General features: G+C 54.8%; 17 protein-coding genes. 8 read left to right on the forward strand and 9 right to left on the reverse strand.

Annotation, left to right across the window (positions count from 1 at the left end; translation table 11 throughout):
- Positions 1 to 381: 381 nt before the first annotated feature.
- Entirely contained in the window at positions 382 to 1,728 is a 1,347-nt protein-coding gene (locus tag CRO08_RS12795; protein ID WP_255252372.1) for a BamA/TamA family outer membrane protein, read from the reverse strand.
- A 117-nt stretch (positions 1,729 to 1,845) separates the two neighbouring features.
- Between CRO08_RS12795 and CRO08_RS12800 the strand changes: the two genes are divergently transcribed.
- Complete coding sequence (locus CRO08_RS12800; protein WP_073114916.1) at positions 1,846 to 2,313, forward strand: hypothetical protein; 468 nt, start codon at positions 1,846 to 1,848, stop codon at positions 2,311 to 2,313.
- Between the two features lie 80 nt (positions 2,314 to 2,393).
- Positions 2,394 to 5,009, forward strand: a complete 2,616-nt coding sequence (locus tag CRO08_RS12805) for an ATP-dependent helicase C-terminal domain-containing protein (RefSeq protein ID WP_097036514.1) — start codon at positions 2,394 to 2,396, stop codon at positions 5,007 to 5,009.
- Positions 5,010 to 5,225: 216 nt separating this feature from the next.
- Here CRO08_RS12805 and CRO08_RS12810 read toward each other — a convergent pair whose 3' ends face one another.
- On the reverse strand, positions 5,226 to 8,237 hold the full coding sequence (locus CRO08_RS12810; RefSeq protein ID WP_255252373.1) for a CotH kinase family protein: 3,012 nt from the start codon (positions 8,235 to 8,237) through the stop codon (positions 5,226 to 5,228).
- A gap of 171 nt (positions 8,238 to 8,408) precedes the next feature.
- On the opposite strand from CRO08_RS12810, the gene CRO08_RS12815 reads away from it, so the two are divergent.
- The 3 genes from CRO08_RS12815 (at position 8,409) to CRO08_RS12825 (ending at position 14,266) form a co-directional block, all read left to right on the forward strand.
- Entirely contained in the window at positions 8,409 to 9,608 is a 1,200-nt protein-coding gene (locus CRO08_RS12815; RefSeq protein ID WP_255252374.1) for a glycoside hydrolase family 18 protein, read from the forward strand.
- 85 nt (positions 9,609 to 9,693) lie between these two features.
- A complete protein-coding gene (locus tag CRO08_RS12820; RefSeq protein ID WP_097036516.1) occupies positions 9,694 to 11,253 on the forward strand; it encodes a DUF4832 domain-containing protein in 1,560 nt (519 codons plus the stop codon).
- 235 nt (positions 11,254 to 11,488) lie between these two features.
- Positions 11,489 to 14,266, forward strand: coding sequence for a valine--tRNA ligase (locus tag CRO08_RS12825; RefSeq protein ID WP_097036517.1), 2,778 nt, complete (start codon positions 11,489 to 11,491; stop codon positions 14,264 to 14,266).
- 233 nt (positions 14,267 to 14,499) lie between these two features.
- Here CRO08_RS12825 and CRO08_RS16780 read toward each other — a convergent pair whose 3' ends face one another.
- Positions 14,500 to 14,868, reverse strand: coding sequence for a hypothetical protein (locus tag CRO08_RS16780; RefSeq protein ID WP_141398368.1), 369 nt, complete (start codon positions 14,866 to 14,868; stop codon positions 14,500 to 14,502).
- Between the two features lie 25 nt (positions 14,869 to 14,893).
- Here CRO08_RS16780 and CRO08_RS12830 point away from each other — a divergent pair, with 25 nt between their 5' ends.
- Both CRO08_RS12830 and CRO08_RS12835 read left to right on the forward strand, forming a co-directional pair.
- Positions 14,894 to 15,223: a transposase gene (locus CRO08_RS12830; protein WP_097034692.1), complete on the forward strand. Its 330-nt coding sequence runs from the start codon at positions 14,894 to 14,896 to the stop codon at positions 15,221 to 15,223.
- Positions 15,224 to 15,240: 17 nt separating this feature from the next.
- Positions 15,241 to 16,089, forward strand: a complete 849-nt coding sequence (locus tag CRO08_RS12835; protein ID WP_176495013.1) for an IS3 family transposase — start codon at positions 15,241 to 15,243, stop codon at positions 16,087 to 16,089.
- Positions 16,090 to 16,159: 70 nt separating this feature from the next.
- Here the strand turns inward: CRO08_RS12835 and CRO08_RS16785 are convergent, their stop codons facing one another.
- Complete coding sequence (locus CRO08_RS16785; RefSeq protein WP_141398369.1) at positions 16,160 to 16,582, reverse strand: hypothetical protein; 423 nt, start codon at positions 16,580 to 16,582, stop codon at positions 16,160 to 16,162.
- Between the two features lie 419 nt (positions 16,583 to 17,001).
- On the opposite strand from CRO08_RS16785, the gene CRO08_RS12840 reads away from it, so the two are divergent.
- Positions 17,002 to 17,721, forward strand: a complete 720-nt coding sequence (locus CRO08_RS12840) for a class I tRNA ligase family protein (protein WP_255252375.1) — start codon at positions 17,002 to 17,004, stop codon at positions 17,719 to 17,721.
- Positions 17,722 to 17,853: 132 nt separating this feature from the next.
- Here the strand turns inward: CRO08_RS12840 and CRO08_RS12845 are convergent, their stop codons facing one another.
- The 5 genes from CRO08_RS12845 to CRO08_RS12865 all read right to left on the reverse strand — a co-directional run bounded on the left by CRO08_RS12845 (position 17,854) and on the right by CRO08_RS12865 (position 21,879).
- Positions 17,854 to 18,189: a GerW family sporulation protein gene (locus CRO08_RS12845; RefSeq protein WP_072808079.1), complete on the reverse strand. Its 336-nt coding sequence runs from the start codon at positions 18,187 to 18,189 to the stop codon at positions 17,854 to 17,856.
- A gap of 125 nt (positions 18,190 to 18,314) precedes the next feature.
- Positions 18,315 to 19,178 (reverse strand): hypothetical protein, encoded by an 864-nt coding sequence (locus tag CRO08_RS12850; protein WP_254794705.1) that lies wholly within the window; start codon positions 19,176 to 19,178, stop codon positions 18,315 to 18,317.
- A gap of 21 nt (positions 19,179 to 19,199) precedes the next feature.
- Positions 19,200 to 20,051 carry a hypothetical protein gene (locus CRO08_RS12855; protein WP_097036519.1) on the reverse strand — a complete coding sequence of 284 codons (852 nt, stop codon included), beginning with the start codon at positions 20,049 to 20,051 and terminating at the stop codon, positions 19,200 to 19,202.
- 19 nt (positions 20,052 to 20,070) lie between these two features.
- A complete protein-coding gene (gene asd / locus CRO08_RS12860) occupies positions 20,071 to 20,922 on the reverse strand; it encodes an archaetidylserine decarboxylase (RefSeq protein ID WP_097036520.1) in 852 nt (283 codons plus the stop codon).
- Between the two features lie 111 nt (positions 20,923 to 21,033).
- Positions 21,034 to 21,879, reverse strand: a complete 846-nt coding sequence (locus CRO08_RS12865) for a hypothetical protein (protein WP_255252376.1) — start codon at positions 21,877 to 21,879, stop codon at positions 21,034 to 21,036.
- Positions 21,880 to 21,923 lie beyond the last annotated feature (44 nt).

Genomic DNA, 21,923 nt, shown 5'->3' on the forward strand with positions numbered 1-21,923 from the left:
TTGTATTAAACGGCCCGCACTGCGGGTCGTTTCTTTTTTTGCGAGCTACGCGTGATTTTTGGTCAAATTAATGCGGACGAACTGCGGCTTTCGGGCTATCTGGCGGTGAAATCAGGATTTTTTCAGTTTTTTCACCGCCACTTTGTTATGTTGTGTGTAGTAATTTGGTTCAGTGAGGAGAATTTCTGAGCGATGTGGCGGTGATTTCTCCATATTTTCTCCAATTTCACCGCCAAAGAAAGCATTTCAACGCAACAATTCCGCACTTTTACTACATACAAAGTAATTTTTGGCGGTGAAATCAAGATATTTTTTGCAATTTCACCGCCACTTTTGCAATTTAGCGGTTTCAACGCCCGATACAACGAGCGAGCGGTCTCATTACCTACTACGCCAACGTGATGAAGTCACCTTGTCGAACAGCCCGAAGTAAAACACCGGTTCACCCCTGTCGGGGCTGTACCCTACCTCGAAGCGAATGCGGTCAAGCGCCGGAATCACGAGATGCACTCCGCCATAGACGGCACCCTCGTAGTTATCCCAGCCGGGGCGGCCCTTGTCCCAGAGCAGGCTCCCGTCGAAGCCCGCCACAAGTTGCACGCCGTAGAAGAAGTTCACACCCATCACGCTTGCGGCCCGGCGCTCCAGCAGTACAAAGCGTTCCTCGAGCGTGAGCAGAGCCTCGTGGGTCCCGAGAGAGCCCGAATCGGCCTCGTGCCCGCGAAACGTATTGGCTCCGCCATGGTAGTAATAGTCGTAAAATTTCACGTCTCCCGGGCGGTAACGCACAAGCGCCGTCGCACCTGTTACAAAGCGCCCGAAGGTCTTGTAGGCGCGCGCATCGGTCAGGAGTTCCCAGTAATTTTCGCCATTATCCGTGTTGCAAAAACGCGATTCCGTTTCGACCGGTTCGTCGGATTCGATATTGGCGCCGCACGCAACATATTCTTCACCCGCGCCCACGTGCGTAAGCATATATTCGAAATACACGCCATCGCGCGTGTCGAGCTTGCTGTCACGATAATCGAAAGCAAAGCCAAGCCCCAATTCAGGAAGATTCGCAAAGTCCCTCAACCGACGGTAGGCGGCAGTCCCCAGCAGCGACAGGTGCGGCAAGAACTTGTATTCCAAATCCAGGTCGAGCAAGATGCTTTTTTCCTGGAAATCGCGGATGTTGTCGTAGCTGTCGGTCAAGAGAAACTCGAAGTTCCACCCGAGCGGAAGCCCGAACAGGTAGGGGGAACTCGCATAGAAGGCGGCCTCGTTCTTGTCGAAGAACGGGTCCACCGTCGTGCGGTACTGCACCTCAAGCCGAATATCTTCGCCCGCCACATTGATGTTCGCAAGCGCGGCTCCGAGCATCAGACCGTCACGGTCGGTCTTCTTGCCCGCGGGTGCCGGAATCCAGCGGAAGATTTCCTTGAAGGAATATGTGAGTTTTACAAGACCCGGTTCGGCAGGCTCACCGGCCTTTTCGCAAGAAACGGAAATCTCGGTGAACAGGTCGAGGTCCTGCAGGCGGAGCTTTTCAGCCTCGAACTTTTCGGCAGAGAACGGCTCCCCCACGCGGTTCACGAGTTCGCGCTCCACCACGCGGGGGTTCGTGTGCTTGAGGCCATCCAGCCGGATAGACTGGACAACGGTACCGTCGGTACAGGTTCCCTGGGCGGCAAGGCCAAGCGAAGCCAGCAGAAGCGCGAGGGCCGATGTCTTTACATAATTTGTCACCACCTATAAAATAGAAAAAACTCGGTACCCACCGGACAGGTACGGGCTGCCAGTGCACAAGGGCTCCTGCGAAATTTTTTATATTTGCAGGCGAAAAATAGACTGTTGAGGTTCCCTATGCTAGATTTTCTTGCCAACTACTGGCCGTGGCTCATCGCCGTTACCGTTGTCGTCCTCGCCGTATTCGCGTTCCGCGGGCTCCGCAAGGCACTCAAGGAAGGCGGTGGCGCGTTCAACCTTGAAACCATCAAGCGCAACACCGACCCGAACTTTGCCGCTCTCAAGCAGAAGTCCAAGGCCCTCCTCGCCGATGCCGACATGATTTGCGAAACGAAGGAAGGCAGCAACCTCGTGATGCCCAAGAAGGAAGACATGATGTTCTTCCGCCGTGCGGTGAAGCAGAAGTACAAGCTCGCCATGTTCCTCGTGCCGGGCACCAACAAGGTCGTGTACTTCTTCTGCAAGACGGAACAGGGCCTGCGCCGCCGTATCGAGAACCTGGTCATCAACCAGAAGTTCCGCGAAGGCAAGCCGCCCTACATGGACGTGGCCACCGGCGAAAAGCTGAAGTACCCGAGGTCGTAATTAGACAAGAGACCGCTGCGCTGGTAGACGAAAGACGAAAGATTTTCTTTCACTCTCTCGTCTAGCAAAAGCCCCGCCTCATGACGTATTACGATTTAGCATTAGCCGAAGAAGAAGGCAAGCTTGAAGCGGCTCTTGCGGAGTCGCGCAACTTGTTGATAGAGGCGCCCACCGGATCGGGCAAGTCGCTGTTTATCCCCTACTTTTTAAGCAAGCACTGCAAGGGACGCGTAGTGGTTCTGCAACCGCGCAGGATTGCGGCACTTTCGCTTGCGCAGTTCTCCGCAAAGTTGCACAACGAGCCCTGTGGCAAGACCATCGGTTACCAGTTCCGGCAGGACAGTTGCAAGAGCGCAGGCACGCGAATCCTTTTCCAGACGTACGGAAACTTTCTGCAGGAACTTTTACACGGCAAGTGCAATGCGGAATGGATTGTGTTCGACGAATACCACGAGCGCAAGGCCGACATGGATTTGCTGTTCGCGTATTTTAGGAATACCGAACGGCCTCGTATTGCGGTGATGTCGGCGGCGCTGAACCGCTCCGAACTCGAAGCGGTTCTCGGCGTCAAGTGCCTAACGCTCGGCCACCCGCTATACCCCGTACAGATTATCAACCAGACTCCCGCCACAGGGAACTCGCTCGTCTCGGGCGTGGGCCTTGACGCCGAAGTGGTGCGGGCGCTAAAGACGCTCTACCGCAACAACATCTGGCAGACCACGCTGGTATTTTTACCGGGCAAGGCCGAGATCACCCGCTGCCACAGCGCCGCCGCCGAAGCGCTCGGGCAAAACTGCGCCGAATTCCTGGAACTGTACGGCGGGCAGGACCGCGAAACGCAGGACCGCATTTTCGAGGTCACGGAACGCCCGCGTGTCATATTCACGACGAACATTGCCGAGACATCCATTACCGTCCCGAACGTTACAGGCGTAGTGGATAGCGGCATCGAGCGCGTAAGCATCTACGACGACAGCGAAAAGGTGAGCGTTCTCCGCACGCTCCCCATCTCGATGCAGAACGCAATCCAGCGTAGCGGCCGCAGCGGCCGTACGCAGAACGGCTGCGCCATTCGCCTCTGGAGCGAAGAAAGCGAAAAGCGCATGCCGCGCGGAATCATTCCCGAAGTCACGCAGATCGAGCCCTCGGAACTGTTGCTGCAGAAGGCGGCACTTGAATCCATGGACCCTATCGGTCGTCCTGCGGACTCCCTCCAGGGTGACAAGCCAGAACACAGGATTAAACTGCCCACGGCGATTCCGGAAGAACGCGAGCAGGCCGCCACCAAATTACTTGAGGGATTCGGAATGCTCAATGGCGGCGCCATTACGGAACTTGGCCTCAAGGCCATACGCACTCCGGTTTCTAGCATCCCACTCGCGCTGCTTCTCGCTACGGCAAACGGCCCGCAGGACCTCCCCGACCTGCTTCTCGCAGCGCTCGCGTGGATTCACTCCGGCACGGAGTACCTGCAAAAAACGAAGTACCCGCAGGATGTATTGACGCTCGCCGCCGACACGCTATCAAAGACCGTCACCGCCCCGCGGGAAGTGAGCTTTACACTCCGGCAGTTGCGGGAATACCGGGACACACTTGCCGCTTCGCGGCTTCGGGGTGACGAGGGGGCGACTTCGCAACAGTCTGACGACCCTAATCGTCATACCGCAGTCGAGCGCCAGCGAGACAAGGGTATCCAAAGCGCATTTCTCTGCAAGCAACTCCTCAAGGCATTCCCGGACAGGCTCGCCACCCCGAGCGGCAATGCATATAAACTTGCAAACCAGAACGTTATCCGTTTGCAGGTCAGCGAACCGCCCTACGCGATTCTCGCGCTCAGCATGCTGCGCACCGGCACCACCAAGTCGGAACTGAAGGTGAACCTCTTTGCCCCTATCGCGCAAGAAATGCTTGCCGGCAAAAGCGCGCAGGCCCGCTACGAACTGCTGTGGCGCAGCGGGCAGGAGCGTTTCATCGGGGTCGAAGTTAGCGAAGCCGCAAATGCGGACGGGAGCACTACGGAACTATCGCGTAAGGAAATCCTCACGCAAGAGGCACCTCCGAAGGTTCTCGAAGAACTCAAGAAGCTTACCGTCGCCGCCTGGAAGGAAAAAATCGAGAAGGAAAACTGGAGCGGGCGCTACCTCACCGAATCCGTGCAAACACTCCTTACCAAGATGCGGCTCGCCGCAAAGCTATACCCGGAATACGGGCTGCCGGAATTCAACGACGAGGACATGGAAATCATCTTCGACGAGTTTGCCGACGGGAAATTCCTGCTCCGCGACATCAACGAAGACCGTTACAGGAACATCGTCGAAGATTACTTCGGCAAGTCGATGCTCGCCTGGCTCGGGAAGACATTCCCCGACCATTTCATACTCCCGAACGGCAAGCGGGCGCGTTACAGTTACCAGGAGGTTGCCACCGACGAGATGCTCGGCGGGCAGGCGGTAGAAAGTGCCGAGGGCGTCCTGGTCGAAATTTCCGCCCGCATCGAGGACTTCATGCAGTTGCGCGGCGAGCACAAAATTGCAGACGGCAAACTGAAAGTGCGCTACGACATCCTGGCACCGAACTTCCGTACCATCCAGAAGACGTGGGACCTGACCGGATTCTGGCAGAACACCTACGCCGAAGTGCGCAAGGAACTGCGCGGGCGTTACCCGAAGCACCCCTGGCCCGAAAAAGTTATTTAGAAAAGACAAGGGAGGGGCTCGCACGACTGTTACTCCCTAAGACCCTCCCAACACGTCGAATTCGCCCTAACTTCTTGTTAAAAAATTCAATGGGTGAATACGAACGTGCGCACACCTTCGGTGTGCATAAGACAAGGGAGGGGCTCGCACGACTATTACTCCCTAAAAAAAACGGTTCCCCTTGCGGGCAACCGTCTTGGGGTTGGTTTGGAGTCTTTACTTGAAACTTGCCGTAAGGGTGGTGACCTCGCCCGGATTGAACGTGCGTGTCGCATTCGTATTGCCGTCGCTCCAGCCGGCAAACACTGCACCCGATTTCGGGACCGCCGTCACTGTCACGGGAACATCCCTGAAGAAGTTCACCGTCATGCTAGCCTTATCGAGCGGCAGGTTGTGTACCAGAATTTGGCCAGAACCTTGCACAGACAACGTTGTTTGTGCAGTTTCGCCTAGGCTAAAGTACTGCTTCATCTCGCTCATAATCGTCTGCTGGCGGCTCTGAGCGAAACTCTTTATCTTCTCCAGATTGCTAGACATTGACGAAGCATCGTAATTCCAGAACGAGGCGTCGCCCGAAATTTCGGCCTGGACCTGCGACTGCAATTCATCGATTTGCGCCAGGAGCCTGTCGGCAGCAAAGTTCATAGACAGAAGCACGCAGAAACGGTTGATGAAGGCCTTCTTGAAGTTCTCGTTTCCGAGCAAGCGAATCATGAGAATCGTATGGTCCGAAATCGAGCCGCTCTGCTGGCCACCCTGCTGACCCATGCCCGGCATCATCATGCCACCCATTCCGTTGGTGCCGTTCGGGTTAGTCACGTAGTTGAACACGTTACCGTTCTGCGTATTGTAGCCTACACCAAAACCGAAGTCCACATCGTACAGGAACCATTTCCATTTTGTCTTCTGGCTTGCCACGCGCCATTTTTTCAGGTTATTGTGCGGCCAGTCTCCATTATTCAGGAACATTTCCGCCTGCATGTAGTTCATGTAGTTTTCCACGTCGACCTGCTCGGCAATTTTGTTGTAGTTCGCATCGCTTGAAAGTTCGTTGCTCTGTAGCCAGCTCAGCATATTCTTGTAATCCGTCGCCGAGCCCGCACCCGCCTCGTTACTGGCGTCAACGAGGTCAATGTCGTTCGGGTCGAGCCCGTACTTGGTTTCGTAATAGTATTCGTTGTTGCGTTCACGCAGGTCGTGCAAGCCGTAGTACTTGCCGTTATAGTACACCACCACGTAGCGCCCACGCTGGTAATCTACGCCGAGCCCTTCCGTCATCGAGGTTCCCAGGCGGTCACGCACATAGTCGTCGCCGCTGTTGTTGCCAAAATTCCTGAGCGAGAATGCCTTGAATTTTTTGAGTTCCGGATTATCCGGGAACAGCGGGTACTTGAGACGCTTGCTTCCATACTCCTCGCGGAGCGTCACGGAGAAGGACTTTTTCTCCTTCGCGCGGCTGTACTGGCCCGAAATCTTGTAGTCGCCCATCACGCCGAACGCGGGTGCCTTCGGCGAGCCGGGTTCAAAGAGTTCCACATACACGGGGAGTTCGCGGTTGCTCCAGAAATTCGCGCCGTATTGCGGGTCCATGCCGCTCGCTCCGTTGCCCTTCACATACAAGCCCGAATCCGCGCTGAACATCGAAAGCGGGTCAGTCGTCACGAACATCGTGGCAATGGACGGCATCTGCCCAAAAACATACGTGCGGACAATCTCTTCGCTCGGGTAGCTGCCGTCGACGTAGGTACGGCAACGCAGCACCGTCGTGCCAGAAACATTCAGGGACTGCACCACGGGGGAATTCGCAGTAGCTTCGGCACCGCCCTGCTCGCAGCGCGTGCCCGCCGCAAACGTCACGGAAATCGCCGAGGAATAGAATCCGGAAGGAGGAATGTTCACCTCGCCAGATTCGGCCTGAGCGGCAAACACCTCGCCCACCGCGTTACCGTACGGGGACGGAGCCGCAAAGCCCCACTTACCCGCATTGTCGCGCGACCACGACGCACCTGTCGGCACGGCGGAATAGCGCACGGAATCCAGCACGCCCGTTTCGCTCACCAGGTACAGCACACCACCCTGGTCCTCTGCCTTGAACGTCGTGTGCGGTTCGTGCCCGCGCTTACGCGCGATGTAAGACGTAATCTTGAGCGTCGTAGATTCGCTACCTTCCGTCTCGGTAGCAAACGTCGTGGCAGTCACGTTATTGCGCTTGATGTCGCCCGCATTGTCCGCAAGCCTTACGTAATACACCGCCGAGGAATCGCCCGTGCCGCGAAGGTTCTTGCCGGTCCACGCACTGAGGGCATCGCCCTCCTTGAAGTTCAATCGGATCTTGTGGTTCTTGGTAATGAACCCTCGGACCACGAGCTGGTCGGCATTGCCGGGCTTCGCGCAGGACTTCATCACCACGCGCGTATAGGAGCCCTTGTTCGGGGAAACCTTCACGACTGCGCCAAGTTCACTTGCACCACCCTCGCTGTAACACAGGGAAGACTTGCCCGGCAAGTTTTCTGCATTCGAGGTCGCCGCACCAGCACCGGCTCCGGCACCACCTACGCCAGCACCGCCACCGATGCCACCGCCCATGCCGCCGCCAAAGTCGCCCATGCCGGGGAACGCGCCGAACCCGCCCGTAGAGGATTCGGAACTGCAATCCGTACCCATCATGTTCACGGAATCAGAAGGCGGGATATAGTCCGCATAGTTCTTGCCCGAAAGGAACACCACCATGTGGCCCTTCGCGGGTATCGTCGCATCGCCGAACACCCAGCGACGCGGGAACTTGATGTCGTTACTCAGGGCAATACCCTTGAGGCTCACCGGAGCGTCACTCGTATTGTAGAGTTCGAGCCAGCCGGGATCGTTGCCGTCGTTGTCCTTGAAGTTCGCGTTCGAGGGGGACACCTCCGAAAAGACCACCGGGAAGTTTCCGACAAAGGGAACCGCCGTATCGACAGCGACCATCTGCTGGTCTTCGCCAGGTAGAGGGCCATCGTGAGAACCTTCAGTTTTTTTTGAGGAAGAAGACGCGACAACCACACCGGAACTTGCGCCACCCTGCTGCGGAATTCCGCCTATCGACGAAGAACTCGCAATAACCGGCAGGCCATCATCACCGATGACGAAACCGCTGCTAGAAAGGCCTTCGGCACCCGAATCTGGAGAAACCGGGTCAGTCCCGGAATCGTCGGAGCATGCCACCACGCATGCCAATCCCAAACAAGCCATGCACCAGAAAGAAAAACTCCTGATATGCATACCCTAATTATACCCGCAAAAATGTCGTTTTTCAAGAAAAAACGCGGTTTACAAGCCTTTCGCCGGCCGCAAAAACGGAACATTTCACCCCTTTTTACGCCTCACGGGACTATTCGCCCCAAAAAAGGATATATTAAAGCCATGAAAGTAGCAACTCTCCTCTTTTTGACAATCGCGGGCGCATGCGTGGCAAACGCAGAACCGCTGTTCATCGGCTATTACCCCGACTGGGGAAAGTGGCACAAGCCCGCCTACACCGTAGACAAGGTGCCGTACGAAAAGCTGACTCACGTGCTGTGGAGCTTTATCACTCCGGATACCGACGGAAGTTTGCGTGGCGATGCCGCAGACGACCCGAGCGCCCTCGACGAGATGGTTACACTCGGGCATGCCGCAGGGACAAAGGTCATCGTCTCGCTCGGCGGTGGCGGACAGAGTGAAAACTTCGTGCCCGTCGCATCGGACGACGCGCTCCGTCAAAAGTTTATCGCGAACCTCGTGAAGTTCGTTGCCGACCACAACCTGGACGGCCTCGACATGGACTGGGAATGGGAATACAATCCCGTGCCCGACGCCGACACCATCGCCTACAACAAGCTGCTCACGGAACTCCGCGCAGCACTGCCCCAAGGCAAGACCCTCTCGGCAGCACTCCCCTGCTCACAATATTACGGGAAATACTTCACGCCCGAAGTCCTCGTGAAAAACCTGGACTGGTTCGGGTTCATGACCTACGACATCACCGGCGACTGGGACGAAAAAGCCATGTTCGATTCGCCGCTCTACCCGCACGATGGTTACACCACCTGGTCGTGGGAACAGACCCGCGACTACTGGAAAAAACGTGGAGTCCCCACCGAAAAGATGGTATTCGGTATTCCCTCGTTCGGGTTTGAATTCAAGGGAGCGACAGGCCCCGGCACCGATTTTACCAAGGGAACCGCCAAGCAAGTCCCGTACAAGGATATTGTCGCGAACACCGAATGGGAATTCTTCTTTGACAGCGTCTCCGTGTCACCTTACGGTGTTTCAAGTACCGGATACGTGACCTTCGAAGACCCGCATTCCTCTGCCGTCAAGAGCCGCTGGGTCAAGGATAACGGCTACGCGGGCATCATGGTGTGGGAAGTCTCGCACGACTACATCGAAGGCACCGGGAACCCGATTCTCGACAGCATCGCGGTAGTTTTGCGCGACGGTTCAACCGACGCAATTCCATACGCCCGCAAGGTCCGCACTAGCTCACAGCCCCGGGCGCAGGGCGTTACAGGCAAGCAGGTGGACGCCCTCGGGAAGAGCGTGAAGGGCAAGCCGAAGTTTATCCGTGTTTTCGAACCGTAAAAGACCCGTTTTTTTACTTGACTTTACGCAAATTCTGTATTAGATTAATAACATCGGGTCTTTTCCCGAAAGGTGTGTGGATTATATGGTGAAAAAATATCTCGCGGGCGCCGCCCCCGTTATCACAACTGCGGCATTGGCAACAGGATTGCTTGCCGCAATGTCATTCGCGGCGGACCGTTCCGTCGCCCTCAACAAAGAAATCGAGACTCTCGAGCCCATGAAAGGCATCGTGTTCTGGCCCGACCAGGCAAAAGACCAGAAGGATTTGCAAAAATCCATTTCGCTCGAATTCTCGTACTGCCTCCCCTGCGCCGTGGTGAAGGGCAAGACCGACGACAAGATTGACTACGACTGGAGCAGTTTCGAAAAGATGCTCGACGATATCGCGAGCCGCGGGCACCAGGCCATCGTGCGTTTCCGCATCGAGTACCCGAGCGCGACCATCACGAACGCATCGGGCTGCACCGAGAAGGTGAAGGGCGCCACCGCAGTCCCCAACTACATCAAGGCGAACAAGTCATACACCGAGACGTATTCCGAAGACCCGGGCGGCGACGGCCCCACCTATTATGCCGACTGGAGCAACAAGGAACTCCTGTGGTTCTACAAGCAGTTCTACACCGACTTTGCCGCGAAATACGACAACGACCCGCGTATCGCATTCGTGCAGGCGGGTTTCGGGCACTGGGGCGAATACCATATCTACGGCACCAAGCTCAATTTCGGAGTCAACTTCGCCACCAAGGATTACCAAGCCGAATTCCTGACGCATCTTGATAGTTTGTTCAAAGAGACCCCGTGGAGCATCTCCATCGATGCGGCAGACAACAACTACACGCCCGTCGCAGGCAACAAGACCTTGCTCGGGCTCAATTTCGGGTTATTCGACGACTCGTTCATGCACAAGGAACACGACATTTCGCAGGGCAACGGCGACAACGAGCGTAACTGGCGCGACCTGGGTACGGACCGCTGGAAAACGGCTCCCGGAGGCGGCGAAGTCAGTTACTACACCGAAAAAGACCAGCACGAATTCCTGAACCCCGCCGGTCTCTACGGCGTCACCTGGGAAGATGCCGCCGCCAAGTACCACATGACGTATGTAATCGGCAACGATGCACCCGAAGGCAGTTACGCCACCAAGGAGCGCGTGTACGAGGCCAGTTCCTATGCGGGCTACAAGTTCGAAATCACGGGCTATGCGGTCAACAAGATTTCTGCCGCCGTCCGCGTAAAAAACATCGGCATTGCACCGCTGTACCACAACGCCTACGTGACCGTGAACGGCGTTCGCAGCGAGAAATCGCTCAAGGGCATCCTCCCCGGTGAAGAAGCGACCTTCACCGTCGCGGGCCTCACAATCGGCGATAGCGAAACGCCCGAGCCCACCATCACCGGCGACAAGCTTTTGAAAGACGCGACCATTCCCTACAAGGCAAACCTCAGCGCCAGCGCCGAAGTCATCGCAGGCCTACTAGACGAAAACGGAACCACCGGCATTGCGGGCGCGCGCAGTTTAAGACCCGATAAAGGCAAAGCCACAAGCAGCCTCGGCAAAGCCCGCGCCAAAACCGACTTGAAGGGCCGCAACGTCCCGAGCAAAGCCGCACACGGGGCGTATTACCCCGTTACAAAGCGCTAGTTCTTTGCACAAAAAAAGAGTCGGATATCTTTTACCGCATCACTAACCACTTTTTCTATCTTGGCGCCCCTTTGGGGCGCATTTAGTACGGCTCGGCCATGTCAAAGCAATGAATTGCTTTGACGTCTGCGACGTCCGTGGCTACGGCTCGAAAATGCAAAAACAAGTTTTTTGCGCTTTCTCGCCTTGCACACTTTTGCCGCGGCACTCGCCTTTTTCTAAATTTGTGCCCACTATGGAAACTCGTTACAATTCTAAAGATGTGGAAGCCCGATGGCATAAGACCTGGGCTGAGAATAACAGTTTTGCACCCAGCGGAAAGGGCGAACCGTTCTCGGTCGTGATTCCGCCCCCGAACGTTACCGGCGCGCTCCATCTGGGACACGCGCTCAACGATACGCTCCAGGACATTTTGGTACGCTACCGCCGTAAGACGGGCCGCGACACGCTGTGGATTCCGGGTACGGACCACGCCGGTATCGCCACGCAGGCAGTCGTCGAAAAGCGCCTTTTCCAGGACGAACACAAGACCCGCCACGACATTGGCCGCGACGCCCTGGTGGAACGCATCTGGAAATGGAAGGACGAATACGAAGCCCGCATCACCCGCCAGCTCAAGAGCCTCGGCGTCAGCTGCGACTGGAGCCGCCAGCGCTTCACGCTCGACCCGGTCTGCGCCAAGGCCGTGCGTCACGCCTTCTTCAACCTGTTCAAGAAGGGCCTCATCTACCGCGGCAAGCGCCTGGTGAACTGGGATACCAAGCTCCAGACCGCCGTCGCCGACGACGAAATCTACTACGAGACCGTGAAGGGCCACTTCTGGACGTTCAAGTACCCCCTGGCCGACGGTTCGGGATTTATCCCCGTTTCGACGACCCGTCCGGAAACCATCATGGGCGATACGGCCCTCGCCGTGCACCCGAACGACGAACGCTACGCGCAGTTCATCGGCAAGATGCTGAAGGTGCCGTTCGTTGACCGCGAAATCCCGGTGATTGCCGACGCCATCTTGGTGGACAAGGACTTCGGTACGGGTTCCGTGAAGGTGACGCCCGCACACGACCCGAACGACTATGCGACGGGCCTGCGTCACAAGCTCCCGATGATCAACATCATGAACGATGACGGCAGCCTGAACGAGAACGCCGGCAAGTTCCAGGGTCTCAAGGGCCAGGCCGCACGCGACGCCGTGGTGGCAGGTCTCGAAGAACTCGGACTCCTCATCAAGGTGGAAGACCACGAAATGGACGTGGGCCACTCCGACCGTTCCAAGACAGTGATCGAGCCGTACCTCAGCGACCAGTGGTTCGTGAAGATGGACATGCTCGCCGAAAACGCGATGAACGCTGTGAAGTCGGGCGAAATCAAGATTATCCCGGAACGCTACGCCAACAAGTATCTGGACTGGCTCGCCGAAAAGCGCGACTGGTGCATCAGCCGTCAGCTCTGGTGGGGCCACCGCATTCCTATCTGGCACACGGACGCTAGCGAAGACGAATTGAAGGCCGCATTTGCCGGCCGCGACGACATCTACTTTTACAAGGCCGAAAACGGCGGCTACCTCGTGTGCAGCCAGGAAGAAGACCTCAAGGAAGACGCCGTTCCGGGTCACGAACTCAAGCAGGAAGAAGACGTGCTCGACACGTGGTTCTCCAGTGGCTTGTGGCCGCATTCTACCATGGGCTGGCCGGAAAACACCGACACGCTCAAGCGCTACTACCCCACCAGCGTGCTCGTGACAAGCCGCGACATCATTACGCTGTGGGTCGCCCGCATGGTGCTCTTTAGCCAAGAGAATATGGGCACGGTCCCGTTCCACACGGTGTACATCCACCCGAAGATTTTGGACGGCAATGGCCAGACCATGAGCAAGTCCAAGGGCAACGGCGTGGACCCGATGGATATCGAAGAGAAGTACGGTACCGACGCTCTGCGTTTTGTGATGGCAAGCCTCTGCACCGACAACCAGGACGTGCGCCTGCCGGTGAAGAAGGAAAAGCAGCCGGATGGCCGCGAAATCAACACCAGCGAAAAGTTCGAAATCGGCCGTAACTTCAGCAACAAGCTGTGGAACGCCTGCCGCTTCCTTTACCCGCAGCTCGAACAGGCCAAGATCAAAGTCAATCCCAAGTCCCCGTGGTATGACGCTAATTTGTTGAAAATTGAAGATTATTGGATCCTCAGTCGTCTAAACACGACCATCAAGGACGCCACCCGCATGCTCGAAGAATACCACTTCGCAGAACTAGCAGGTTTCCTTTATCGCTTCGTTTGGGACGATGTATGTTCTAATTATCTGGAAATAAAAAAATCCGTCATTAATTCTGAACAGCTTACAGATGAAAAAAAGAATGCTATGACTATTTTAAGTCATGTACTTAAGAACGTCATAGATTTATTGCACCCAGTAATGCCGTTCATCACCGAAGAACTCAACAGTATTCTGTTCCCTGAAGATGAGATGGTTATTAGTCGTCCTTGGCCCAAGGCCGACAAAAGCCTTATCAACTTGGACATCGAAAAATCATTCGACAGAGCCTTTGCTGTTGTCGAAGCCGTTCGTGGTGTCAGGGGACGCTACAATGTAAGTCCGTCAACCAAATTGTCGGCTATTATTTCTATCGATGAAGCCCCTGCGTTTGACGGTAAAGAATATGATGTGGTTACAGCATACAACGACAGCAAGGCTATCATTACAGAATTGAGTGGTCTGGAAAAATTCGATGTCGCTGTAAAAGCACCCAAGCCTAAATTCAGTGCTTCGGCGGTGATACCCAACGGAGAACTTTTCATTCCTCTTGAAGGCATTCTCGATCCAACTGCGGAGATTACCCGCCTTGAAAAAGAAATTGAAAAGGCAAAAGCTTTCGCGGCTTCTATTGAGCGTAAGTTGTCAAATGAAAAATTTGTCAACGGAGCTCCGGAAGCGGTGGTAAATGCTGAAAGGACAAAGCTTGCAACGCAGCAAGACATCATTGCGAAAAACGAGGCGGCGTTGAAGGAACTGCGCTAACTCACGTCATTGCGAGGCTCCGCAAGGAGCTGTGGCAATCCATTTTAAAGAGGTGCCCCACGCGGGCACCTCTTTTTAATTCAATCAGAGTCAATCGAATGTGGCAGGATTGGCTGCAGAATATGCGCCCATTTTAATGTTGGGAGCCAATGCCCTTGTTCTTTATAAACATCTGGCCAGAAGAGGATGGATTTGGACATATATAACCTTTTTTTTAATCTATTTACCATTAATTAGAATGATTCTCGCACTTCAGGGGGGACATCATAAAGACTGCTGAGTCGTTTAACATAACAAAGTGCATCTACTGTTCTATATAACGAATAATAATTCTCGTTGTATTGATAATAGTAATAACGCTTTGGGAAGTCACGATCTTCGTAAGATTTCCATCCAAAATCGGTTATTCTCGATGGATCGATTTCATTACAACTGCAATAAACGAATGTATTTCCACTTTTTTCCGGTTTCCAACTATCAATACATAAATCAGGATATATGAAATTTTCCACAACAACAGAGCGGTCTTCATACATGTACTCACGAGCCGTTTGGACCATGCAGGAGTTTAATAAGAGGGTAGCATAAGCTACTATATTCATTGCGCAACCCCCAAAAGGTAAAACAATGGCAAAAATCAACTATAGCTCCGAGACAAGGGAACAGGTCATCAAGCTGGTCCTGAAAGGCGAAAAGTCAGCAAACCAAATAGCCAAGGAACTCGGAATCGGGCCCAATACAGTCGGTCGGTGGGTAAACGAGTACCGCAAGGAACACAACCTGCCGAGCTACCGCGAGGAACGGCGAATCCGCAAGGTGTCCGTCGAGGAACTCGCCGCCAAGAACAGGGAACTGGAAAAACTCCTGAAGAAGCGTGAAAAGGAGCTTGCGGACGAGAAGGAGACGGTAGAGATCCTAAAAAAATCCCTGCACATCTTTATGCGACCACACGACTGAAATGCGAGGCGATACACGTGAACCGCAAGAAATACTCAGTCAGGAAGATGTGCAGAGCCCTAGGAATACCGCAGTGTTCCTACTACCAGTGGTCGCGCCAGCAGGAAAAACGTGCCGAGAAGAAGGCCCGCGAAGAACGGCTTGTCCAGAAGGTCCGCGACACCTTCGAAGAAAACCACCGCGTGTACGGTTGCCCGAAGATGCAGGCGGCACTCCATGACAAGGGTGACGAGGTAAAGGTGTGGAAACTGCGCCGCATCATGCGCGAGAACGGTCTCTATCCGGTCACGCTCAAGAAATGGAAACCCTACCGCAAGGGCAAATGTGACTCCATGTACAGCGAGAACCTGGTGCAGCGGAAGTTCGATCCCGACAGTCTGAACGCCGTCTGGGCCGGCGACATCACCTACGTCAAGACTACGCTTGGCTGGGTGTACCTTGCCGTGGTACTTGACCTATGCAACAAGGAGGCGGTGGGTTATGCCGTGAGCAAGAACATCGACACGGAACTTGTCAAGCGCGCGTTGTCCAATGCCATCATGCAACGCGGCCATCACGACGGACTAATCTTCCATTCCGACCGTGGCGTGCAGTACAGCAGCATGGGCTACCGCACGATGCTCTCGGAGAATGGGATAACGCCCTCGATGAGCGCCCCGGGCTGCCCCTACGACAACGCCTGCATGGAAAGCTTCTTCGCAAGCTTCAAGAAGGAGATGGCCTACAGGCGAGACTTCAAGGACATCGAAGACGTGCGGGAGGCCGTTTTCAGGTACATCGAGCTGTTCTACAACCGGAAACGGCTCCATAGTTCGCTCGGTTACATGACACCGGTGGAATATAGGCTGTCAAAACAGGCTGCCTAGACCACAAGGGTATACCACTTAACAAGAAAAAAGGATATATTTTAACTTAACCGGTAATGAATATGGTTGTTCATGAACCCACTATTAAAAAAACTACAAATCCAGTTTCTTGCACGGAAGCAATCAAAGAACCTTGTGAATATGATAAAGTCACTAATACAGTAGAGTCTATGTTGACATTTTTTTTATAATTATATAAATCTACCGACACTGTTGCTTGTTCAAAGCCATTTGCAACAAGTAAATTTGAATATTCGGTTGCCTGTTCAACAGACATTGTTGCATTTGCCTGACAACCTCCACCAAAGGCATCTGTGTAAGAAATTAATGAATATTCAGGCAAATAAGCATTCGCCAAAGAACATGTGGATGTTGATGGATTTGTTGGATTGAGCGAATTTATTGAATCGGCTCCGCTGCCGGAATCAGAAGAACAGGCAGCAATCAAAAATGAAGATATACCAAAAATAGTTGAAAAGATATTCCTTCTCATAATAACTCCTTAGTTAAATCTTACTGTAAATATACACTTAGATTACATAAAAAGGAATCTCTTTCTAGCAAGCAAAGTTTCAAAAAGCCCCCTTAAAGCCATACAAACGGGCGATTTCAAGGTGATTGTTACCTTGAGAAATGTTGACACGCCGTTTTTGAGCGTTATGTAGTCATCTACCGCATTCAAGAAAACGAACTAATCCTGGAAATGGTCCGCATGGGAACTCATTCGGACTTGTTTAAGAAGTAACTTTTGCGTTAGGGATAGTGACCCCTTGGGGCGGCGCTGTGGCGCCGTTTTAGCAGGTGAGCGGCGAGCGGAGCGATGACGATTACCGCTAAAATATAGCCCGACCTGCACGGGTAGTGCGGGGAACGCCCAAATAAAGAGAGCTCGCCGGGTTCCTGTACCGCTTCGTGTGGGACGACGTCTGCTCCAGCTATCTTGAAATCAAGAAGGCCGTGATCAACAGCGAAACGCTCACCGCCGAAAAGAAGAACGCCATGGCCATCCTCAGCTACGTGCTGAAGAACGTGCTTGACTTGCTCCACCCGGTGATGCCGTTCATTACCGAAGAGCTCAACAGCATCCTGTTCCAGGGCAGTGAAATGGTCATCAGCCGCGCATGGCCCAAGGCCGACGAATCGCTCATCGACGGGTCGATCGAAGCAGCATTCGACCAGGCATTTGCCGTGGTGGAAAGCGTGCGTGGCGTGCGTGGTCGCTACAACGTGAGCCCCGCTACCAAGCTGAACGCCGTGGTGAGCGTCGATGACGCCGCAACGGAAGCAAGCGTGAAGGACTGCATGGCAATCATCACCGAACTTTCGGGACTTGCCGACTTGAGCGTTGCCGTGAAGGCCGCCAAGCCGAAGTTCAGCGCCAGCGCCGTGGTTCCCGGTGGCGAACTCTACATCCCACTGGAAGGCATCCTCGACCCGGCTGCAGAAATCGCTCGCCTGGAAAAAGAGATTGAAAAGGCCAAGGCATTCGCCGCTTCGATTGAGAAAAAGCTTTCTAACCAGAAGTTCGTCAGCGGAGCTCCCGAAGCCGTGGTGAACGCCGAGCGCACCAAGCTCGCAACGCAGCAGGATATCATTGCTAAGAATGAGGCTGCGCTGAAGGAACTGAAGTGACAAAAGCCGCAAAAGCGGAGTCGAAAGATCAAATAAGATTTAAGCCTCGGCCATGCGCCGAGGCTTTTTTATATAAAAGACGCCCGACAGAGCTTGTTCTGAGCAAGCCGATAGGGCGGGCATGACAAAGCGCTATTCTGCGTCAGTCTTCTTGCTGAACTTGTTCACCACGTCGGGGACGATGTCCATGACCTTCGACACTAGCGAGCTATCCTTGCTGATGGGCATGATGCGCACGTCGTCGCCCTTGATGACGAGGAACGCTACCGGTTCGACCGAGGCGCCACCACCGGAAGCGGAGGTGTCACCCTTGGACTGGTGGCCGCCAAAGCCGAAGCCGACAGACACGCGGCTCACAGGCACGACCGTAGATTCACCGGCCTGGATAGGTTTTCCGATAACAGTCTCCGCCTGCGTGATGAAACGGAGCTTTTCCAAAAGAGTTTCTGCAAGTTTTTCGATAGCCATGATTTTAATATAGTTTAAAGACGATAGACGAAAGACGAAAGACGATAGATTTTATTGAAAAAAACACCATTTTTCGTTTCTTTCGTCTTTAGTCTATAGCCGCGCAGCGGCGTTCTTTCGTCTAATCAATAGCGGGCCTCGTAAACGCGGTCGCTTGCGGTAAAAAAGCGGCGTTCCAGGTCGAACCAGCTGAGGTACCCCCAAACAACCACCACTCGACCGCCCGGCAGGTGCGTCGCCATCCCGTTTACGCCCTCACCCACGTTAAAGTACGAGACCTCGACATCCCGTGCGATTCCCTGCGGCGTAACCGGCTTCAACTGGGCTGCCCACTGGCGGTAGACATCGTCTTCCACCTGCTCCCAACTGCGGGCCACGCTCCACTGCAGGTTCGCATCGCGGTAACTTTGCACCAGCACGGGGAAAAACGACTTGAGCCCGAGAAAATTCTGCGTTTGGATAGACGTGCGGTTCGCATCGCGGTGCTCGAATGGCAAACTCAGGAATTCTTGCGGGAACCCCCCGTGATAGCCCGGGAAACCGCGCACGTAGTTTTCCAGGTCTATGCGTTCGTACCTGCGGAAACTGTCGTGCGTGAAGATGAATATGCGGGCATCGGAACGGATACTTTGTTCAAGATGCTCCCCGCGGAGAATCGGGGTTATACCCTGGAAGCGCCCGCTGTTGATGTAGTAGTCCATCGCGTACACGTCACTCTTGAATTCGAGAATCGTCACGTCGAGCGTATCGCCCACCATCATGGGGTAGCGCATATCAATACGCTTCTGCAGTGCCGCGATATGTTCGCCCGCCGGAGTTTCGTTCTCGCGGACCTCAATCGGGCGCACGCCCTTGTAGAGAATTGCCGTATGGTCCACAGGCGGTTCGGGTTCCTTTTCGCACCCGAGCAGCCCGAACGTTACCGCACTCAAGGCGAGCGTGGCGGCTATGCGGGCAACCCCCGCAATATGGCAAAAACGTTCCGGCATACTCCTAAAATTTAGCATTGATTACCTTGAACGTCGGGTGGCATAATCGCAATATTCATAGAGCGGGCACTTGGCACAGCGCTTGGTGCGCTCGCGACAGACAAAATCATCTGCCCCCGCCTCCAGGAAAAACTGCAGGGAATGTGCCACCGTGTACGGGACCTCGGGGCAAAGCGCCTTGCCGTACACATCCATGAGCTTCTGTTTCTGTGCAGGAGCGAGGTCGGCAAACCCTTCTTCGCGGGCGGGGCTGAACATGGCAAGGAACCGGCGGGCACCCATCGTCAAGGGAAGCGGGGGGAGCCCATGCAAGGCCTTCCTCGCGCTGCCTTCCGGCATGCGACACTGCACGCCAAGCCCGAGCGGTTCTGCCGACACGATGCGGTAAATCGCGGCACAGGCCTTCGGGCGGACGGCCGCCTTCCCCATGAAGTAAATTTCACCGAGGTCGCGCCACATTTCTTCGGGAGAGCGTTCGCGCGCCCAGGCAACCAGGTCCGGATGGTGCCGCACAAACAGGCCCACGCTCCAGAAGATTCCCGCGACATGCTCGAACATGCTCCAGTCCCTGCTTTCGAACGTGTGTTCGACCACATCGTTTATCGCACCCGCCGCAGGTACCGGGAGAGTCCAGAGTTTTTCTTCCGGGAAGGCTTCGTAGAAGGCGGAAAGCAGCCTCATGATTTCGGGAATGTCCCTGTCCTGGTAAATCGCCGTCCCGAATAGCACCCAGGCGACTTGCGCCGTCTTGCTTTGGGCGCGCGAGGCTACAGCGACAACCGGGTCAGGCAAGTGCGAAAAACCGCAGATAAACTTGCGGATCGCATCGACCAACGCAGGTTCATCCTGCATGAATCGCTTTACCGAAACCATCTACCCCACCGCAATATCGCTAAAGGGCCTCGCCCACCTTGACCGCCTGGCCAAGCCGCGAAGTAAACAGTTCCGGGTGACGTTCATGGATCTTCTTGTCGACAACGAGAATCACGGTACTGCCCATCTCGAAACGGCCCAGTTCACCGCCCTTCTCGAAGGTAACCTTCGTGCTCGGGACCCAGTCAAAGCGCTTGCAATCCCTGGGAAGCCTGCCCGCATTCACAAGCAGTTCATCGCTATAAACGACACCGATGCGGCCCACGTTCGTGGCCCCCACCTTCACCACGAGAATCTCGGAACCGTCCTCAAGGCGGATACGGCTCGTAAGACGCTCGTTAATGCAGAAGAGCCCTTCCACGCGTTCGACACTCCCCACATTCACCGGCCAGAGCGTGCCCGGGCAGTAGGCGGCATCCACGAGTTCACCCTTCACGGGGCTATGGATGCGGTGGTAGTTGAACGGAGCGAGGTAGATCGTCGCGAAGGCACCGCCCTCGAAACGTTTCGCCATTGCATCGTCACGGAGCAGGTCCTTGAGCGTGTAGTACTTGCCCTTCGCCTGGATCAGTTTCTGGTTCTCGTCGAACACTCCTGTCTGCGATAGCACGCCATCGACCGGAGAGACAATCTCGCTATCGGCAATCGGGCGCGCACCGGGCTTGAGCCTGCGGATAAAAAGTTCACCGAGGTTGCGGTAATGGCTCAGTGGATACTCGGCTTCGGACATATCCAGCTTGTAGTAGTTGGCAAAAACGTTGCGCAGGGCCTTCGACACAAAGGGAATGCGGAGGCGCGTGACAATACCGAAGGCACGGCTCGCGGCGTTCTTCGGCAGGAGTTTCATAAAGACGTAGAAGGGAGTATTCATATTTCTAAAATTAGTAATTAGTCATTAGTCAATGGTCAATCGTTTCTTATAATCGCGCCGAAGGCGCCATATCTTAATCTAATAGCCAATGACTAGGAACCAGTAACTAGATTAGTGGTTTTCCAGTTTGTTCACGTCGGTGCTGAACATTTTCCAAAGGCGCGAAGCAAACGGGGACGCCCATTCCTTTTCGGGAGCGACACGGCTTGTCGTTTCGGCGGTAAATTCAGAATACACGAGGAATACAAGTTCACCATAGCGGGCATCCCACATGCACCAGAGAATCTTCCAGGTGAATCCGCCGCTCTTGCCCAGGTCAGGGAGCATTTCCACATCGAGACGTACGGGCATCGTGATGTAGCGCAGTTCGTACCGGGCGGCGACATCGTTCAGCAAGTTCTTGAATGCGGCGGGCAGTTCGCGGGTCAGCGTCTGTTCCACCCCGTCACGGGAAACCCACGGTTCCAAATTCGAAAGCGCCTTCCCCTCGACAAACTCGCTCTTCAGGAACTTGACCGACAGCGTATCTATGTAAAGGGAATCCGCTTCGGGGAGTCGCATGCCGGGCAAAAGCAGTTCACGGCGCATTTTCGGGAAAGCCTTCATGAACAGGGAATCCTCGACGCGCGCGAGGTCAAAATCGAGGGCATCCGCGCTGAAGCTATGGCACATGCGGCACTTTTCGGGTTGAAGCGCCTTCACCCTGAGCGTCGGGAGCACGCCCACCACCGCAGAGGAATCCAAGCGGGAATACGCCTCGCGGTTCCATTCCCGGTAAGATTTCTCATCGCTTATCTTGAGTTCAATTTCGCCGCGGGCCCCGCATTCCTCGCACGGAGCGTCGCGCATGCCGGAATCCCCGCCCGCAGAGCCCCCGCGGGCATCATCGCGCAGGCCTGCACAGGAAACAAGCCATGCGGCAACAAAAATCAGGGATATTTCAAGAAGGGTTTTCACGCTCTGCAATCTATAAAAAAGTCGCATGAACCGTCAAGAAGAAG

This window comes from Fibrobacter sp. UWT3 (genome assembly GCF_900230125.1).
In the GTDB taxonomy this organism is placed as follows: domain Bacteria; phylum Fibrobacterota; class Fibrobacteria; order Fibrobacterales; family Fibrobacteraceae; genus Fibrobacter.

Coding starts and splice junctions, on each gene's coding strand:
- CRO08_RS12800 (WP_073114916.1), top strand. CDS start 1,846: ATGCTAGATTTTCTTGCCAACTACTGGCCGTGGCTCATCGCCGTTACC.
- CRO08_RS12805 (WP_097036514.1), top strand. CDS start 2,394: ATGACGTATTACGATTTAGCATTAGCCGAAGAAGAAGGCAAGCTTGAA.
- CRO08_RS12810 (WP_255252373.1), bottom strand. CDS start 8,237: ATGGCTTGTTTGGGATTGGCATGCGTGGTGGCATGCTCCGACGATTCC.
- CRO08_RS12815 (WP_255252374.1), top strand. CDS start 8,409: ATGAAAGTAGCAACTCTCCTCTTTTTGACAATCGCGGGCGCATGCGTG.
- CRO08_RS12820 (WP_097036516.1), top strand. CDS start 9,694: ATGGTGAAAAAATATCTCGCGGGCGCCGCCCCCGTTATCACAACTGCG.
- CRO08_RS12825 (WP_097036517.1), top strand. CDS start 11,489: ATGGAAACTCGTTACAATTCTAAAGATGTGGAAGCCCGATGGCATAAG.
- CRO08_RS16780 (WP_141398368.1), bottom strand. CDS start 14,868: ATGAATATAGTAGCTTATGCTACCCTCTTATTAAACTCCTGCATGGTC.
- CRO08_RS12830 (WP_097034692.1), top strand. CDS start 14,894: ATGGCAAAAATCAACTATAGCTCCGAGACAAGGGAACAGGTCATCAAG.
- CRO08_RS16785 (WP_141398369.1), bottom strand. CDS start 16,582: ATGAGAAGGAATATCTTTTCAACTATTTTTGGTATATCTTCATTTTTG.
- CRO08_RS12845 (WP_072808079.1), bottom strand. CDS start 18,189: ATGGCTATCGAAAAACTTGCAGAAACTCTTTTGGAAAAGCTCCGTTTC.
- CRO08_RS12850 (WP_254794705.1), bottom strand. CDS start 19,178: ATGCCGGAACGTTTTTGCCATATTGCGGGGGTTGCCCGCATAGCCGCC.
- CRO08_RS12855 (WP_097036519.1), bottom strand. CDS start 20,051: ATGGTTTCGGTAAAGCGATTCATGCAGGATGAACCTGCGTTGGTCGAT.
- asd (WP_097036520.1), bottom strand. CDS start 20,922: ATGAATACTCCCTTCTACGTCTTTATGAAACTCCTGCCGAAGAACGCC.